This window comes from Campylobacter sp. (genome assembly GCF_019423325.1).
Lineage (GTDB): Bacteria > Campylobacterota > Campylobacteria > Campylobacterales > Campylobacteraceae > Campylobacter_B.
Genome location: NZ_JAHZBQ010000001.1, coordinates 1037758 through 1053938, shown reverse-complemented (window position 1 = coordinate 1053938; position 16181 = coordinate 1037758). Strand labels below are relative to the sequence as shown.

Below are 16181 nucleotides of genomic sequence, written 5' to 3'. Positions count from 1 at the left end.
GCGATTTTTGACAGCCGCCATGGCCGCTCACGGATTGCCGCGAGACTCGCTATGAAATTTGGCGCGTCGTTTTTAGGCTGCTTCAGCGCCAAATTTTAAATCCATGTTGTCCATCAGCTTTGCAAAATTTAAAAATTTAAAATTTTTAGCTGATTGAGCGCTATCACTACGATCGCGACTGGCGCCACGAAGCGCAGTAGCACGAAATACCACAGCTTAAAGCCCATTCGTCCCATATATGGGCGCAGTAGAATTTCGACGGCTCGTTTTTTTATCACGAACCCTACGAAAAACGCCACGATTATGCCGCTAAGAGGCATTAAGATATTCGAGGTCAGGTAATCAAGCACGTCAAAAAAGCTCTTGCCACCTAGGCTAAAATATTCGCTCGTACCCCCGTAATAACCCAAAATGCAGCATATCCCTAAAACATACGTCACGGCAAAAACTAAAAGTGAAGCGCGCTTGCGGCTTAGCTTGCGGGAGTTTACGAGATAATAAATCGCAGGCTCCAGCATCGAAATTGCAGAAGTAATCGCCGCGAATAACAGCGAGGTAAAAAATAAAAAGGCTAGGATGTTTCCGATCGCACCGAGCTTTGAAAAAAGCACCACCAGCGAGACAAACACTAGCCCAGGACCTTGCGCTTTGGGATCGCCGCCGAATTCAAAGATGAAAGTAAAGACGATAAGTCCCATCATCACGCCGATTAGGACATTAATGCAGACGATATTTATGCTTGAGGTTAGGATATTGGTGCGCGCAGGCAGGCTTGCAGCATAGGTTATAATCGTAGTAACGCCAAGCGAAAGCGTAAAAAACGCAAGTCCTAGCGCCGAAAGAACACTATCCTTATTAAGCTTGGAAAAATCTGGCACTAGCAAGAATTTTGCGCTACGTCCGAATCCATCGAAACTCGCGGCGTAAATTAGCATCAAAACCAGCAAAATAAATAGCGCAGGCATCATCCAGACATTAAGTCGCTCGATGCCGCTTTTGACACCTTTAGATACGATGAAAAAGCAAAATGCCGACGTTATAGTAAAGCACATCGCTACGCTTAAAAAATCGCTGCCTAAAAGCGCTTTAAACGCTGCGCCGCTTTCATCTATACTTTTTGGCAGATAAAAAGCGCTTGAGACCACGTATTTTAGGATCCAGCCCATTACGACGCTGTAAAAAGCATAGATCAAAAGCGCACTAATCATAAAAAATCCCGCGTATTTCCATGCGCCTTTGTATGAGGGCGCGAGCTTTTCAAACGCGCGCACTGGATCACTTTCGCTTAGCCTGCCTATGACGATCTCGGCTAAAAAAATCACGAAGCTAACCAAAAGCGTCAGCAAAAGATATAGCAAGATAAATGCGCTGCCGCCGTTGGTGCCTACTAAAGTGGGGAATTTCCACGCATTACCGAGCCCTACGGCGCTGCCCGCGACTGCGAGGATGAAGCCGATTTTGCTAAATTTATCATTCATTTTGCACCTTTTTTAAAATTTAGCCGCAATCTTAGCGAAATGTAGCTTAAGGGCGGTATCAAAGCTTCGTTAAATTTGTTTACCGCGCAGGTAGAATGGCAGTAATTCAAAATTTTTAAAGTAAACGGATAGTAAAATACCGATAAATTTCAAACAAGGAGAATGAAATGAAAAATCCTAAAATGTTCCTCTGGGGGGGGGGTGTTAGCTGCTTTATTAGTTGGTTGCGGTGACGATACCGAGGTAAAGACCAAGGAGTATTACGACGCGCATCTGGACGAAGCCAAAGAGGTTTTAGCGAAGTGTGATTTCAATACTTTAAAAGACGGAAGCAATTCCTATAAAAATTGCGTGAACGCCAAAGAATCAGTTAATGATATAAAAGTTATGACGGTAGAATATTATGAAAAGCATATAGAGGAAGCTAAAGAGGTAGAAAAGAATTGCGATTGGGATAAGATAGAGGAAGGAAGCAAAATGCACAAGAATTGTGAAAATGCAAGTAAGGGGTTAGAAGAATATAGATTTAATGAGCGTAAAAAATATTTTACTGGAGGGCAGAAGTAAAAAATCGTAGGCTTAGAGGATAAAAAGTTTTTCTCGAGGAAAAATAAGATTTTAATATTATTTCAATATTAAAATTTCTCTTATCTCATACACTTAAGTTCATTCTAATTTACCTTGTATCTCGGTGCAAGGTAAATTTGATGAATGTAAATTTTAAAATACAAATGCCGAGCCCTGCTAAATTTTAAGTCCCGAAACGCTAAAATCATCCAAAGATTTTAAAACCAAAGGCAAAACATGCAAGTCAAACTTCTAAATTTCACTCCGCTTTGGGTTTGCTCAAACGCGATCCGCACCTGCTGGCAGAGCTTCGAGCGCGGCGATTGCGGCGGCGCCAAAGACCTAGCGCTAATAGATCGCGTAGGCAATCAGCTCAAGCACTCAAGCACGCTCGAACACCTCTACTACAACTTCTACATCAGCGGTATTTCGCGCGCGCTGCTTCAGGAGCTGGCGCGCCACCGCTTAGCAAGCCTTAGCGTAAAATCCACTCGCTACACTCTCAAAGAATTGCGCGGCGAGGACAGCTTCGCGCAAGGGGATTTCGAAAACGCCGCGCGATACATAGTGCTTACCGGCAACGAAGCGGTCGATAACGCAAGTATCGCGGCTCTTGAAAATCTGCGTATAATCTTACAAAGCCCAATCAGCCTTGATATCGCCAAATACTGCCTGCCAGAGTGCTACAAGAGCGAGCTTAGCTGGAGCATAAACGCACGCAGCTTGCAAAACTTCCTCGCTTTGCGCTCTAGCAAGGCGGCACTTTGGGAGATCCGCGAGCTTGCGGGTAAAATTTATGACGCGCTGCCGCAGGAGCATAAATTTATATTCCAAAGCTGCATGGCGGGCGGAGAGAAGACGCAGGACGAGGAGTAGCGAGCGAAGTAAAATTTTGATATAAGAGGCTTGCGATGATAAAACTTACGCAGATGAGAGCGGCTTTTGAAAAAGAGGAGCCGAACGCGCTTTATCTGAGCTACTTGGGGTGGGTAAAAACCCTGATTCCATTTTGGAGGCAGGCCGCTGCGAGGATCGCGGAGCTAAGCGGTACGGCGGATGAAAAAAGAGACAAGCATCTGCGAGCCATCGACGGTTCTTTGGAGCTGATGCAAGCTTGGCGATTTAAAAAGATAAAATACGTGCAAGCAAGAAGAAAAGAGATCGATAGCGCCATAAGTTTTATTCGAAACGGCGCCTTAACGCAGCAAGTATCGAGATACGCCTTCGCGCCCGTTTGCAGAAATTTAGCGGGCATTTTGCGCAGCTTTTTATACGTTTCGACTTTCGGCTATTCGGACGAGCAGCTTCCGACAGTATTTGCTCAAGATATTTACGGCATTGCGCTGTGCCATACTTTATTTCCCTTCGATACTGCCGATTTTGTGTATTATCTTCCGCGCGAAAAATCCATCCACACCGAAGATCCCGCCGATTTGGACAACTGGCATTTGATGATGGAGATAGCGGGCGGCGATTTAGGGATTTCTGCGTTGATTGAGCGGCTAAACGAACGCGCGTATGAAATTTGGACGAATTACAAAACGCCGTTTGAATGGAAATACGACGAGGGGATTTGGAATTTAGAATTTGAGAATGTTGCAAAAAGGCTGCACTATGCGGGCGTGCGAGCTTTTGCAAGTCTGAGTAAAGCGGAATAAAAGGCGCGCAAAATTTAAACCGCTTTTAAATTTTAAAATTCCGCCGGTATGCGGTAAAATTTCTGCAAGTTTCAATGCGGGTAAAATTTAAAATTCGTTTGAGCGAGTTTTAGCGGCCTGCGGTATAAAATTTTAGCCGCCGCGCATTTTGCGGTTTACGGCGCCGAGAATTGCAGCGGCGGCAAACCGAAAGCTTGGGCGAGCGATAAATTTTAAAGGACGGATCATGAAAAACCTAGCGCTTGTGATGTTCAGCGGACAGACGCACCTCGATTTTGTGGGATTTTACGATTGTATGCTAAGGCTCAAAGCCGTCCGCCCGCAGCTTGAGATGAGGTTTTGCTCGCGCGAGCGGCAGGTTTCGGACAGCGGCGGCCTTACGATCGATGCGGGCGAGATCACGACGGATCTAGGCGGCTTTGATGCGGTTTTTGTGCCCGGCGGTACGGCGACGCGCCGCCTTAAAGACGATGCAGGCTTTATCTCGTGGCTCGCGACCGCGCGCGATGCGAAGTATAAGTTTAGCGTTTGCACCGGTTCGCTGCTTCTGGGCGCGGCGGGGTTTTTGCGAGGTAGGCGCGCGACCACGCACCCGTTTTGCTACGATCTGCTGGCGCCTTACTGCGCGGACGTGGTGCACGAGCGGCTCGTACGCGAAAGCCTGCCCGCAGGAGGCGAGATCATCACTGCAGGCGGCGTGAGCAGCTCTATAGAGCTTGGACTTTGCGTGATCGAAAAATTCGCGGGCGCCTCTGCGCGCGAGACCGCCGCTGCGGCGATGGATTATCCGTATTACGACCTTAGAAGCAAGCTCGTACGATGAAATTTCAAGGCCGCTAAGATCGGCGGCGCGGTTTATAAATACCGCAGCAAATTTATAAAATAGAGGGGAAGTTAAATTGTAATGCAAACAATAAAAATATTAAAAATATTGTGGAAAGTCATCAAGATCGCCATGCTTGTAATTGCTATATTGTTTTTCTTATTGATAGCGTATATATATTTGGCTATTCAAATTTCGCCATTATCTAAATTTCCATACGTAAAAGATCGAGATTTGGCTAAATTTGAAGCCTTAACAAATACGAAGGGAGAAACTTTGCTCATTTATCGCAAAAAAGCCATTCCTTATCATTGTAGGGACAAATTGCAAACTTGCATCTGTTACGCGCATTTTATAAAGGCGGATAAGCCTTTTGTTTTGACGCAACAAAAAATGTTGCAAGAGGGCTACGAGTTTGTTTCCAATCCGATTGCATAGCTGAAACTACAAATTTGCACGAATTTAAACTATCGTGGGCGATGCCGTCTTATCATTATGCTGGCAGTCGGGAGTATTTGATATATGGTTCGATCAAAAATTTAAATATAACGGCAATAGTGAACGATAAAAGGCGAATATGGCACAAAAAAGAGCACGAATCGGGACAACCGAGCGATTATGATCACGAGGTTATTTTTTATCCGGAACTTAATATAATTCAAATAAATAAAATGGGGTATTAATAGTGTGCGCTAAATTTACTTACGACCGATTTAATATAACGTTGCGAACTAAATTTAAAAGCCTTTAGGATAAAATTTAAAGATTTGAAAGATTGGACTTTAGTCTTACGGACGTTTATCGAAGTAGATAAAATAACGATATAATGGGTTTTACATAAAATAGGAGATCGCAAAGACAGCATGAAACCGGCTCAAATTTTATCGCTGCTTTCGCATATAGCTTTCGGGTCGCTTATAGGTTAAAATTCAGAGATAATAACCCGTGGGAGTTCGCAATCGCGCTTTTTGCCTACGCGATTTTGTTTGTTTTTTGCCGCGAGAGCCTGCTTAACGATAATAAAAAGACGATCGCCCTGCTGCTGTTTATGGCGCTTTTGATCGTGATCGTGTAGCGGCGCCTATAAATCGGCGGGATCGGTTGGCGGCGAGAGAGCGCGGGCGATCTGCCTTTGATTGCAGCGGCGCGTGCGAGCGAGACTATTTTTAAAATTTATTGTAAAATTAGAGCGTTAATTTATTAAAATTTAAAGGGTCGGTATGCAGATAAATTTAGACAACGTGAGGATCGAGAGCGGCTGGAAAGAGGCGCTTAGAGAGGAATTTTTAAGCGAGTATTTTGCGAAGATCAAAGAAAATCTGCTCGCCGCAAAGGCGCGCGAGATCGTCTATCCGCCGGGAAATTTGATCTTTAACGCCTTTAATCTCACCCCGTTTGAGCGGGTACGCGCGGTGATTTTGGGGCAGGATCCCTACCACGGCGCGCATCAGGCGATGGGGCTTAGCTTTTCGGTGCCGCGCGGCGTGCGAATCCCGCCTAGCCTCGTAAATATCTACAAAGAGATTAAGAGCGATCTGGGTATCAGCGAGCCTGCTAGCGGCGATCTGAGCTACTGGGCGAAGCAGGGCGTGCTGCTACTTAACGCGAGCCTTAGCGTGGGCGCGAACCGCGCGAACTCGCACAGCGGCTTCGGCTGGCAAATTTTCACCGACGCCGTGATTAAAATTTTAAGCGCGAGGCGGCAAAGCTTAGTCTTTATGCTGTGGGGAAATTTCGCCAAAGCAAAATCTACGCTGATCGATGCGCAGAGGCATCTCATTTTAACCGCCGCGCATCCTAGTCCGCTTGCAGGAGGAGCGTTTTTCGGCTGCAAGCATTTTAGCAGATGCAACGAATATCTGCGCGCGCACGGTCTGGGAGAGATCGATTGGGATCTAAATCACGGCGCAGATTAAATGTATTTTAAATGAAATTTGCGTAAAATGCGACGCAAAATTTCAAAGGTAAAGAAATTTTAAAAAATGTCGAAAGGAGAAGTGAGCGAATAATATACGACCGGCTTAAGAGGGCTTGCCGAAGCGACGCAGATGCGTGGCTAGGCTAATCATTGTAATTAAAGGAACGATATGAAAAAGATAATTTTGGGAATTTTATTGCTATTTACAAGTAGTGTAGTGGCAAATACCCTATCTGAGATTAGGCAATCGGGCAGTGTGCGCGTAGGCGTATTTGAGGCGCAACCGCCTTTTAGTAAATTTGAAGACGGCAAATTTCAAGGATTTGAGGTGACCCTAGCCGAGGCGCTATCAAAAGATATATTCGGTGGCAAGGCGGGCAAGGTAGAATTCGTACCCGTAAAGGCTAGTGAGCGTTTAAAAGCGTTGGAAGAAAATAAAGTAGATATGGTGCTTGCGACCTTTACGATCACAAATGAGCGTAAGCAGCTAGTCGATTTTACGACGCCATATTTCGCAGTAAATATCGGCGTGCTAACCCGCGCCGGCGATAGGATCAAGACTGTATCGGATCTGCACGACAAGCCGATCATCGCAGAAACCGGAACTACGGGTGAGGCGTATTTTAGAAAAGAGGGCTTTGAAATTGTAAATTGCGCTACCGCAAACGAATGCTATAAAATGCTAAAGGATGGTAAGGGCATCGGATATGCGACAGACAATCTGATAGTTTTGGCTTATGCTGTCATCGACAGCGACACTGAGGTAAATATAAAAAATTTAGGCGTTTCGGATTTCTTAGGCATCGCGGTTTCTAAGGGCAATAAGGATCTGCTTGAGTTCTTAAATGGCGAGCTAGTCAAGCTAAGCAAGAACGGCTTTATGAAAAAGACCTATGACGAGACGATCGAGCCGTATTACAAGGGCACTGCGGAGAAAAAATATTTCTTGCTGGATGACCTTTATAGCCTATTTTAGGCGGGTATAGCCGATACAGCTCGCCTGCATTTATTTGCAGTAAGCATAGCTGTGCGCTATACGCCAGGTAAAATTTTAAAAGGCTTGCATAGCCTTGCTATTTTGCCCGACTTTGCGAGCTTGGGTTTGGATTGTAAATTTTACTAACGCGCCGTTATGAAATTTATAAAATTCCATAGAATTTCGCAGCGGCGTGCTATTTTTTTTTACGCGGCGCTAATAGACGCACAGAATTTATAGCGAAGCGCTAAAATTTAATGAGAGCAGGCAGGGTTTGGCGCAAGGCGGCAAAATTTAAAAAGCCTCTATCATTATGTTTAGAAATTTTAGTTGCGAAATTTTATTGCTAAGCTCGCAATTTAGGGAATAATTTCGGTTTTGGTAAAATGAAATTTTAAGAAAATTTACATTACAATTACGAAAAATTTAAAATTCAAGGAGGAAATTATGAAAAAGTCATTTTTTCTTATTCTATTGTCGGCGATCTTTGTTTTTGCGAATTCCTTAAGCGAAATAAAGCAAAGCAAGGTTATCAGAGTGGGCGTTTATGAAAACGAGCCGCCTTTTAGCAAGTCAAGCGAGAAAGGCTTTGAAGGCTTCGAAGTCGAGCTTGCCAACGCGCTAGCCGGTAAAATTTTCGGCAATAGCGGCGGTCGTATCGAGCTTATCCCGGTAACGAACGAAGTGCGCTTCCCGATGCTTCAAAACAACCAAGCCGATATGATAATCGCGGCTGCAAGTATCACGGAGGAGCGCAAAGGTAGCGTTGATTTTTCGATGCCGTATTTTACGGTAAATTTGGGAATTTTAACGAAAAAAGACTCAAATATTCATAAAATAGGCGATCTGATGGGCAAAAAGATCGGCGTCATCCGCAAGACTACCGGCGAGGCATATATCAAAAAGGACGGCGGTTATAATGTTTCTTACTGCAACGATTCGGTCGATTGCTATAGGAGATTAAAAAGTGGCGAGATCGACGGGTATTGCAACAACAACCTTTTTGTAATGGTCTATCCGATCGTAGATCCCGCAGTCGAAGTCAATATAAAAAATTTAGGCGATAATGTATTCTTGGGCGTCGCGGTGCAAAAGGGTAACGCGGAGCTGCTAGAAGCGATCAATAAAGGCTTGATCGCGCTTAGCAAAGAGGGTTTTTTCAAAAAGGCTTACGAGGATACTTTCGAATCCTTCTATAAAGGCACCGTCGATAAAAAATATTTCTTACTCGACGATCTTTACAGCTTTTTTTAATAAAAAAGGAATTTAAAATGAAAAAATCACTGTTTTTAATTGTTTTATCTTGCATCTTTGCGCTTGCGAATTCTTTAAGCCAAATAAAGCAGAGTAAAGTCATTCGTATCGCTGTTTATGAAAATGAGCCTCCATTTAGTAGAGTTACGGATAACGGCTTTGAGGGCTTTGACGTAGAGCTTGCTAATGCAATCGGAGGCAAAATTTTAGGCGATACCGGCGGCAGGATCGAGCTCATACCGGTATCGGCGCAAGCGCGCTTTCCGTCCATTCAAAATAATCAGGCAGATATGCTTATCGCGGCTGCAAGCGTTACTGAGGAGAGAAAGAAAAATTATGAGTTTTCGATGCCCTATCTTTCGGTAAATTCCGGAGTTTTAACCAGAAAAAGCGACAATATCCAAAAAATGAGCGATCTGCGAGGTAAGAAAGTAGGCGTCATTCGCGGCTCGACGGGCGAAGCGTTTATGCAAAAGGACGGCGGCTACAATCTAGTGTATTGCAAAAATTCCTCCGATTGCTACAAGCGGTTAAAGAGCGGCGAGATCGACGGCGCGTGCGACGATAATCTATTTGTGATGGTCTATCCGGTCGCAGATCCTAGCGTCGAGGTTAATATCAAAAGTCTTGGCGAGAACGTATTTTTAGGCATCGCGATGCAAAAAGGCAACGCAGATCTCGCAGAAGCCGTTAATCAAGCGCTCATTTCGCTTAGCAAAGAGGGCTTTTTCAAAAAAGCGTATAACGATACTTTCGAGCCTTTCTACAAAGGCACCGTCGATAAAAAATACTTCCTTTTAGACGACATATACAGCTTCTTTTAGAATTTTAAATTTGATGTGGGTCGGGATTTGAAGCTTTGCGGCTTTAAATCCTAACCCCCGCATAAGCGGTGTGTCATTAAAATTCCATCTCAAAATTTTGTCCTAAAATTTCATTTCAAATTTTATTAGTCCCACTGCCGCGCCTAAGCCAGCGTGCACACGGCGGTCGTAATCTTTAGTATTTGCGAGTATTTACGGCGCGCAAAGCTAGATCGAGCTAGGCTTTAAAATTTTACTTCGAGCCCTTGGAATCTTTTAAATCCTCCATACGCTCCTGCTGAGCCTGCACGAATGCGTCATATCTGATAAAAAGATAATCTTTGATCTCAAAAATCATCAACGTAAAAATCGAAGGCAGCGTGAAAAATCTAATCGTCATAAATACCAGATCAAGCGCGCTTAGCTCATCCTCGCTCGCTCGATACCCTCCCGCGCTTGCGGTTAAAATCCCATGTAGCGCCTCGTAGTTGTAAAGGATGAAAATCGTCACAAAAAGCGTCGAGAGCTTCGATACGATCTTATTCATGATCTGCGCCACGTCCTCATCAGCGATCACCGACATCGCAAACCATACGAGGGTGAAAAACAGCGGAAAGACGATGTTGAAATTTAGCGAGTTATCAAGCTTTTCCGCGCCCGTCACCGCGATGATCGCAAACACCGCCGCAAAGGGGATCACAAATAGCGCGAAAGTCATCGCCGATTTTATCGCCTTAAAAAAGCTATACGCAAGCAGTGGCGAGCCCAAAGCGAGCAAAAAGATCGTCAGTGCATAGTTGGCTTTGGCAAAATCGTATAGGTTAAACAGCGCAAATACTGATGCTGCGGCAAGTAGCGGCACGCTTAGCTTAAACAGCACCCCATATTTGGCGTAAGCGCGCGATACGACGGCGTCGAGCTTGCTAAATTTGACGTTTAAGCTTTGCGCTCTGATGAAAAACAAAATGACGGATTTGACGATGCAATTCGGCTTCACTGATATCCCTTAAAACTTAATAAATTTATCTGTTTATTGTCACACGAATTTTCTTGCAAAAAATCTATAATTTTAAAAACTATCAGTGCAAGTAATGAAGGTATTGTAAAATATTGTATAGCCATAGATATAATTTTAATTACTTGCTTATCTGGAAGCTGTGTCTTTTCAGTAAAAATTTCTATTAACATATCATTACTGAGAAATGCAATAAACAATAATACTATAGCAGAAAACCTAGATATTATTTCATTCACAAATATCGACAACTTTTCATTAGCTAAAATGAAACTTATAAGCCAAATATATGTACCATAAATCATAGGAACTAATACTTTTAAAAGCGATGAATTATTAATAGCGTAATAATTATGAAATAATGGCAATATATTAAATTGATGAAATTCAAAAATAAGCTGTACCATCATTTTTAAATATATTAAAAAAGTTATATATATAATTATTTTTGTCAAATTAAATTTACAAGCCCACATAAGTCGCATGAGCAGAATAGTTAATGCTAAAAATGCTATTATCAAAGTTGGTATGATCATTAAAAAAATAGTTATTATAATAATACCATACAATATTGATATTATAGTACTGCTAAATATACGTGATATGTAAAAATAATAAACAATCATAAAAATAGTCAATATAAGTAATGCTAAAGAATTATTTGCTATTGCAGAACTCAAAATTTCAAAAGAGATAGCAAATGGAATAATAAAAATTATAGATGACTTTTTTAATGATAAAAAACCCCACTTTTTAAATATTTTATCTAATCTATCAAATAGTTGAGGTTTCTTATTTACTAAAATAAGTATAATAAATCCTAATGCAAATATTATAACCGCTGGGATAAAATTTTGCTTATCTAACCACAAAAGTACCACTAGCATTAGTATTTCAATCGCTATAATAAATAATAGACAGAACGTACCAACAACATTAACCGATTCCGAGAGTTGATTATTTTCCATCATTATATTTCACATCCAATCTAAAATTTGCGTGATCTCCGTGGCGTGAAAAATTTTAAGCCCCTGCGCGTTTTGCGGCTTCATCGGGACGATCGCGTTTTTAAATTTCTGCATCGCAGCTTCCTTCAGGCGCGCATCGAGGTTAAAGATCTCTCTGATCTCGCCGTTTAGGCTCACCTCGCCGATGAAGACGCTCTCTTTGCTGATAGGGCGGTTTTTGAAGCTGCTTACGATCGCCGCGACGACGGCTAGATCGCACGCCGTTTCGGTGATCTTTACGCCGCCGCTTACGTTTACGAAGACGTCGTATCCGCCAAGCCCGATCTCAAGCTTGCGATCAAGCAGCGCCAGAAGCATATCGAGGCGGTTTTTATCAAAGCCCGTAGCGCTGCGCTTCGGATAGCCGCTCTCGCACACGAGCGCTTGGATCTCCACGACGAGCGCGCGCGTACCCTCCATCGTGATCGTGATCGCCGAGCCGCTTACCGCCTTGCCGCGCGTGAAAAATTTACTCGCGACGTCCTTGGCGCTTACGAGCCCGTGCGGTCCCATCTCGAAAATCCCCACCTCGCTCGTAGCTCCGAAGCGGTTTTTAAAACCGCGCAAAATTCTAAGCTGTTTGCTCGCATCGCCCTCGAAATACAGCACCACGTCCACCATATGCTCTAGTATGCGCGGGCCCGCGATCGAGCCCTCTTTGGTGATGTGACCTATGATGAAGATCGAAATCCCGCGCGCCTTGGCAAGTCGCATCAGCTCAAACGTGATCTCGCGCACCTGCGTGATCGAGCCAGGCGCAGAGGGGGCCTTGTCGCTAAAAAGCGTCTGGATGCTGTCGATGACGATAAACTTATAATCCCTGCGCTCCACCTCTTCAAGCACGGCGCTTAGATCTATCTCGGTGAGCAAAAATAGCTGCTCGCTTATCGCGCCCAGCCGCTGCGCACGCATTTTGATCTGGCTGGCGCTCTCCTCGCCGCTTACGTAAAGCACTGCGCGGCCGCCGCTTGCTAAATTTGCCGCGATCTTAAGCAGCAGCGTGGATTTCCCGATGCCGGGGCTGCCGCCGATTAGCACGAGTGAGCCCTCCACGACGCCGCCTCCGAGGACTAAATTTAGCTCGCTATCCTTGGTGTCGATACGCGAAATTTGCTCGATCTGTATCTCGCTGATCGCTTTGGCGCTTGCGGACGAGGTGCGGGCAAGCTCGCCCTCGATCTCTTTTAGCGCTTTGATCTGGGCGGGCTTGAGCTCGACGAAGCTATCGAATGCACCGCAGTCGGGGCATCTGCCGAGCCATCTGCTTTGCTGATTGCCGCAGTGCTGGCACTCAAAAATCGTAGTTTTAATCTTCGCCATCTTTATCCCTCGCTCATTTTGTCTAAATTTAGCCTTGAATTTTGCGAAATTATACTTAAAATTTTTGAAATTTTAGCCGCCTCGTGCGCTGCGTGTCCACCAAAAAATCGTAAAAAAGCTAATTTTTAGCTAAATTTCGGCTAAATTTAAATATGTTTTAAACATTTGTAACTACAATATAAGTTTCAAATCCAGCAAGGAAGGTTTTAAGATGAAGGGCAAGCTTAGTAGAAGCCAGTTTTTAACGATATCGCTTACGCTGTTTGCGATGTTTTTCGGTGCGGGAAATTTTATTTTTCCGCCGGGCTTAGGCAAGGATTCCGGACAGAATTTTTATATCGCGATAATGTTTTTTTGCGCTACGGCGGTGCTTCTGCCGGTACTCGGCGTCGCAGGCATTGCGCGCGCTAAGGGGCTTCAGAGCCTGGTGCGCCGCATAGATCCGGTGTTTGCGATCGTTTTTACCGCGCTTTTATATCTTACGATCGGGCCGCTTTTTGCGATACCGCGCGCGGCGAATATGCCTTTTGACATCGCGATTAAGCCTTTTGTTGCGGAAGAGCGTCTTCAAATTTGGCTATTTGTTTATTCTGCGGCATATTTTGTGCTGAACTATTACATCTGTATGAACCCTTCAAAGCTCGTCGATCTGCTCGGAAAATATCTCACGCCGATACTTTTGGCGCTTATTTTGCTGCTTTTCGGCGCGGGATTTTTATTTCCGATCGGAAGCTTCATCGCTCCTAGCGGAGAGTATGTCGATCATGCCGCAGCAAAGGGCTTCGTAGAGGGCTATCAGACGATGGATGCGCTTGCATCGCTGGCATTCGGAATCATCGTAATTAACGCTATTAAAGCAACCGGCGTGAGCGACGAAAAGCACCTTGTAACCTCCACGATAAAAGCAGGAATGATGTCGGGCGTCATACTGATGACGATATATTTTATGCTGGGCTATCTGGGCGCGACCTCCGCGGAGCTTTTCAAAGATACGCCGAATATCAACGGAGCGGAGCTTCTGTCGCGAGTAAGCGATCATTATTTCGGAAGAATTGGCGTCGTGATCCTAGGCAGTGCGTTTTTCCTAGCCTGCATCACCACGACGCTGGGTCTTATAAGCTCGGCTAGCGAATACTTCGAGGAGCTTACGAAAGGCAAGATCAAATATAAAACCTGGGCGATCGCTTGGTGCGTGATCGGCTTTGGAGTTGCAAATTTCGGCCTTACGACCATCATCAAGGGCTCCATCCCCGTGCTCGTCGCTATTTATCCGATCTCGATCATGCTGATAATCCTCTCGCTCATAAATCCATGGATCGATTCAAGCAAGCTGATTTACCGCGCCTGCGTCTATGTCTGCGTAGTCGAGGGCGTCATAAATGGGCTTGATATTTTGGGGATTTCTGTGCCGCTTGTTACGTTTATCGTAAAGAAAATGCCGTTTTACGACTCGATGCTCGGCTGGATCGTGCCTAGCACCGTGACCTTCGCCGTGACCTACGTGCTGCATCTAATCTTTGAAAAAAGAGACGATAGCTTCTAAATTTAAGAGCTATTTTAAAATTTAGCCGGGCTCTACGGAGCTCGGCACGCTTCTAAATTTTAATTCGCCATCGAATTTAATCTCTCATATTTTTCTATAGAATTTTGAGATATAAAATTAAGCCGCCTTCAAAATTTAACTTAAATTTACGATAAAATTATCAAAATAAAATCGCAAAAGGAAATAAGATGGATAAGCGGGATGAGGCGCTAAATCTGGCGCGAGATTTCGAACGCGACGGCTTTAGTATGCCTAATTTATACGAGCAGTTTTGGCGGCTGCAAGGTGATGCGGCGGCGTATTTTACGCTAGCGGATAGCTTGCTGTGCGGGCGGAGGGACGGCCGCACGCTGCTAAAGGACGCTATGGGCTATGTGGGCGAGGAGGATTTTAAAGCTTTGATCGCTACGGCGGTTGAAATTTTGCGCGAGGAGGCGGCAGAGGAGCGCGAAACGAAGCAGGACGAAAGCGCGGCACAGATGGGAGAGAATGCACGCTCGGCGCGGGCAGACGAAAGCGCAGGCAAAAGTGTACGGCAACGCGGCAGAGATGAAAAGAGCGCGCGCTGGAAAAACGCCGAAGAGGTCATCGCAGCAGCAAGTCTCGAGTTCGCGCCGCTTTTGCACCCGTATCTTGGCGAGCTTTTTAAATTGCAGCCGAACGAGAGCGCGTATTACGCGGAGTATCCGTGGCGCGGGCTTAGTTACGAAAGCTCGCAAATCTGGCGCGAGAGGCTTGCGGATCCGCAGACGAGCAAAGACGATAAGCAAAAAATTTTTAGCTGCCTGCTGCAAACCCGCGATCCGCGAAACGTAAAATTTGCCTGCGAGTTAGCGCTTGCGGAGGATTTTTTCGATCGCCCGTGCGATTTGCTCGAGTATATAGGCTACTGGCTGGAGGTCGTGGGATTTACTTTTGAGCGGACTAAATTTGACGCAGACGGCGCGACGCAAGCGGCAGCGGATGAAATTTTAAAAATGGATGCGGACGAATGCGGCGGCGCCAAGCAAGCTCAAGCGAGCGAAAATTTCAAAGCGGGCGCAGTCGAATATGACTCTAAATTTAACTCAAACGAATCTGATTCCGATAAATCACAAAAAGCGCCGAACGATGAAATAAGCTTTGGCGGCGAGAAATTCAGGCTCAAAAGATACTGCGGCCAGCGCGCGTATCACATAATCTTTCCGCGCGGCTATTTCGGCGCGCCCTACGCGGCGCATCTGGCGAAGTACCATCTGACCTGGCGGCTTGAGGGCGGCGAGGCGAGATATAAGCTAGGCGGGGTTTTGGACGAGGCGGACGGCGATGCGCAAAATCCGCTATTTCATCTCATCACGCTTGATCCGCTACCCCATGACTTGCCCGTGCGCTCGCTGCCCAGCCTAATCCTAGCCGCGCATGTTAGAGAGATAAACGAGGGCGAGGTAGTCTTTTACCAGCACGACGCGCAGGGTATGCCGCGACGTATCGGCGAAAGGACGCAGGTGGAATACGCATTTGACGAACCGATAAAGGAGTGCGAAGTAGTACTTGCGCCCACGCCGGCGCGCTGGACGGCTCAGGACTGGGGGATGTCAAACAGCAGGCAAAACCTCGCGCGCATCGGCGGCGAGCCTTCGTGGATACAGGGCGCCTTGTTGCCGACGTGTCCGATATGCGGCGAAAAGATGGAGTTTTTGATGCAGCTTGACAGCGAGCTTCCAAGCTGCGAGCAAGGCGGCGAGGTATATTTTGGCAGCGGCGGGATTTTATATGTGTTTTGGTGTGAGCGGACGCGGGTGAGCGGGTTTTTCATGCAGTGCACGTGAGTAAAATTTAA

At 45.4% G+C, this 16181-nt stretch carries 15 protein-coding genes; 11 read left to right on the top strand and 4 right to left on the bottom strand.

The genetic code is table 11. From position 1 onward, the window contains the following. Nucleotides 1-128 precede the first annotated feature (128 nt). Nucleotides 129-1478 carry a sodium-dependent transporter gene (locus QZ367_RS04790; protein ID WP_291938077.1) on the bottom strand — a complete coding sequence of 450 codons (1350 nt, stop codon included), beginning with the start codon at nt 1476-1478 and terminating at the stop codon, nt 129-131. 201 nt (nt 1479-1679) lie between these two features. Here QZ367_RS04790 and QZ367_RS04785 point away from each other — a divergent pair, with 201 nt between their 5' ends. The 9 genes from QZ367_RS04785 (at nt 1680) to QZ367_RS04745 (ending at nt 9498) form a co-directional block, all read left to right on the top strand. Then, on the top strand, nt 1680-2045 hold the full coding sequence (locus tag QZ367_RS04785) for an EexN family lipoprotein (protein WP_291938075.1): 366 nt from the start codon (nt 1680-1682) through the stop codon (nt 2043-2045). A 237-nt stretch (nt 2046-2282) separates the two neighbouring features. Further along, on the top strand, nt 2283-2921 hold the full coding sequence (gene thyX / locus QZ367_RS04780; RefSeq protein WP_291938072.1) for an FAD-dependent thymidylate synthase: 639 nt from the start codon (nt 2283-2285) through the stop codon (nt 2919-2921). A 35-nt stretch (nt 2922-2956) separates the two neighbouring features. Next, nucleotides 2957-3703 carry a hypothetical protein gene (locus QZ367_RS04775; RefSeq protein WP_291938071.1) on the top strand — a complete coding sequence of 249 codons (747 nt, stop codon included), beginning with the start codon at nt 2957-2959 and terminating at the stop codon, nt 3701-3703. Nucleotides 3704-3929: 226 nt separating this feature from the next. Next, nucleotides 3930-4526, top strand: coding sequence for a DJ-1/PfpI family protein (locus QZ367_RS04770; protein WP_291938069.1), 597 nt, complete (start codon nt 3930-3932; stop codon nt 4524-4526). Nucleotides 4527-4607: 81 nt separating this feature from the next. Continuing rightward, nucleotides 4608-4964 (top strand): hypothetical protein, encoded by a 357-nt coding sequence (locus QZ367_RS04765; protein ID WP_291938068.1) that lies wholly within the window; start codon nt 4608-4610, stop codon nt 4962-4964. 782 nt (nt 4965-5746) lie between these two features. Beyond that, the gene (gene ung, locus QZ367_RS04760; RefSeq protein WP_291938066.1) at nt 5747-6442 is read left to right on the top strand and encodes a uracil-DNA glycosylase; all 696 of its coding nucleotides are present in this window, start codon (nt 5747-5749) and stop codon (nt 6440-6442) included. Between the two features lie 171 nt (nt 6443-6613). After that, complete coding sequence (locus QZ367_RS04755) at nt 6614-7420, top strand: transporter substrate-binding domain-containing protein (RefSeq protein WP_291938064.1); 807 nt, start codon at nt 6614-6616, stop codon at nt 7418-7420. A 447-nt stretch (nt 7421-7867) separates the two neighbouring features. After that, nucleotides 7868-8674: a transporter substrate-binding domain-containing protein gene (locus QZ367_RS04750; RefSeq protein ID WP_291938062.1), complete on the top strand. Its 807-nt coding sequence runs from the start codon at nt 7868-7870 to the stop codon at nt 8672-8674. Between the two features lie 17 nt (nt 8675-8691). Beyond that, complete coding sequence (locus QZ367_RS04745) at nt 8692-9498, top strand: transporter substrate-binding domain-containing protein (RefSeq protein ID WP_291938060.1); 807 nt, start codon at nt 8692-8694, stop codon at nt 9496-9498. Between the two features lie 232 nt (nt 9499-9730). Here QZ367_RS04745 and QZ367_RS04740 read toward each other — a convergent pair whose 3' ends face one another. From QZ367_RS04740 to radA, 3 genes are read right to left on the bottom strand one after another with little or no spacing between them, the layout of a single operon-like run. After that, complete coding sequence (locus QZ367_RS04740; protein ID WP_291938058.1) at nt 9731-10474, bottom strand: hypothetical protein; 744 nt, start codon at nt 10472-10474, stop codon at nt 9731-9733. Continuing rightward, nucleotides 10471-11463 carry a hypothetical protein gene (locus tag QZ367_RS04735; protein ID WP_291938056.1) on the bottom strand — a complete coding sequence of 331 codons (993 nt, stop codon included), beginning with the start codon at nt 11461-11463 and terminating at the stop codon, nt 10471-10473. Before QZ367_RS04735 ends, QZ367_RS04740 begins: the two co-directional genes overlap by 4 nt. Before the next feature lie 6 nt (nt 11464-11469). Next, nucleotides 11470-12819 (bottom strand): DNA repair protein RadA, encoded by a 1350-nt coding sequence (radA, locus tag QZ367_RS04730; RefSeq protein WP_291938054.1) that lies wholly within the window; start codon nt 12817-12819, stop codon nt 11470-11472. Between the two features lie 211 nt (nt 12820-13030). Between radA and brnQ the strand changes: the two genes are divergently transcribed. Next, a complete protein-coding gene (gene brnQ, locus QZ367_RS04725) occupies nt 13031-14362 on the top strand; it encodes a branched-chain amino acid transport system II carrier protein (RefSeq protein ID WP_291938052.1) in 1332 nt (443 codons plus the stop codon). A gap of 188 nt (nt 14363-14550) precedes the next feature. Next, entirely contained in the window at nt 14551-16170 is a 1620-nt protein-coding gene (locus tag QZ367_RS04720; protein ID WP_291938051.1) for a hypothetical protein, read from the top strand. The last annotated feature ends 11 nt before the right edge of the window (nt 16171-16181 follow it).

What these genes read in the sequence shown, in the direction of transcription:
- QZ367_RS04790 (WP_291938077.1), bottom strand. Translation starts at nt 1,478, where the DNA reads ATGAATGATAAATTTAGCAAAATCGGCTTCATCCTCGCAGTCGCGGGC.
- thyX (WP_291938072.1), top strand. Translation starts at nt 2,283, where the DNA reads ATGCAAGTCAAACTTCTAAATTTCACTCCGCTTTGGGTTTGCTCAAAC.
- QZ367_RS04775 (WP_291938071.1), top strand. Translation starts at nt 2,957, where the DNA reads ATGATAAAACTTACGCAGATGAGAGCGGCTTTTGAAAAAGAGGAGCCG.
- QZ367_RS04770 (WP_291938069.1), top strand. Translation starts at nt 3,930, where the DNA reads ATGAAAAACCTAGCGCTTGTGATGTTCAGCGGACAGACGCACCTCGAT.
- QZ367_RS04765 (WP_291938068.1), top strand. Translation starts at nt 4,608, where the DNA reads ATGCAAACAATAAAAATATTAAAAATATTGTGGAAAGTCATCAAGATC.
- ung (WP_291938066.1), top strand. Translation starts at nt 5,747, where the DNA reads ATGCAGATAAATTTAGACAACGTGAGGATCGAGAGCGGCTGGAAAGAG.
- QZ367_RS04755 (WP_291938064.1), top strand. Translation starts at nt 6,614, where the DNA reads ATGAAAAAGATAATTTTGGGAATTTTATTGCTATTTACAAGTAGTGTA.
- QZ367_RS04750 (WP_291938062.1), top strand. Translation starts at nt 7,868, where the DNA reads ATGAAAAAGTCATTTTTTCTTATTCTATTGTCGGCGATCTTTGTTTTT.
- QZ367_RS04745 (WP_291938060.1), top strand. Translation starts at nt 8,692, where the DNA reads ATGAAAAAATCACTGTTTTTAATTGTTTTATCTTGCATCTTTGCGCTT.
- QZ367_RS04735 (WP_291938056.1), bottom strand. Translation starts at nt 11,463, where the DNA reads ATGATGGAAAATAATCAACTCTCGGAATCGGTTAATGTTGTTGGTACG.
- radA (WP_291938054.1), bottom strand. Translation starts at nt 12,819, where the DNA reads ATGGCGAAGATTAAAACTACGATTTTTGAGTGCCAGCACTGCGGCAAT.
- brnQ (WP_291938052.1), top strand. Translation starts at nt 13,031, where the DNA reads ATGAAGGGCAAGCTTAGTAGAAGCCAGTTTTTAACGATATCGCTTACG.
- QZ367_RS04720 (WP_291938051.1), top strand. Translation starts at nt 14,551, where the DNA reads ATGGATAAGCGGGATGAGGCGCTAAATCTGGCGCGAGATTTCGAACGC.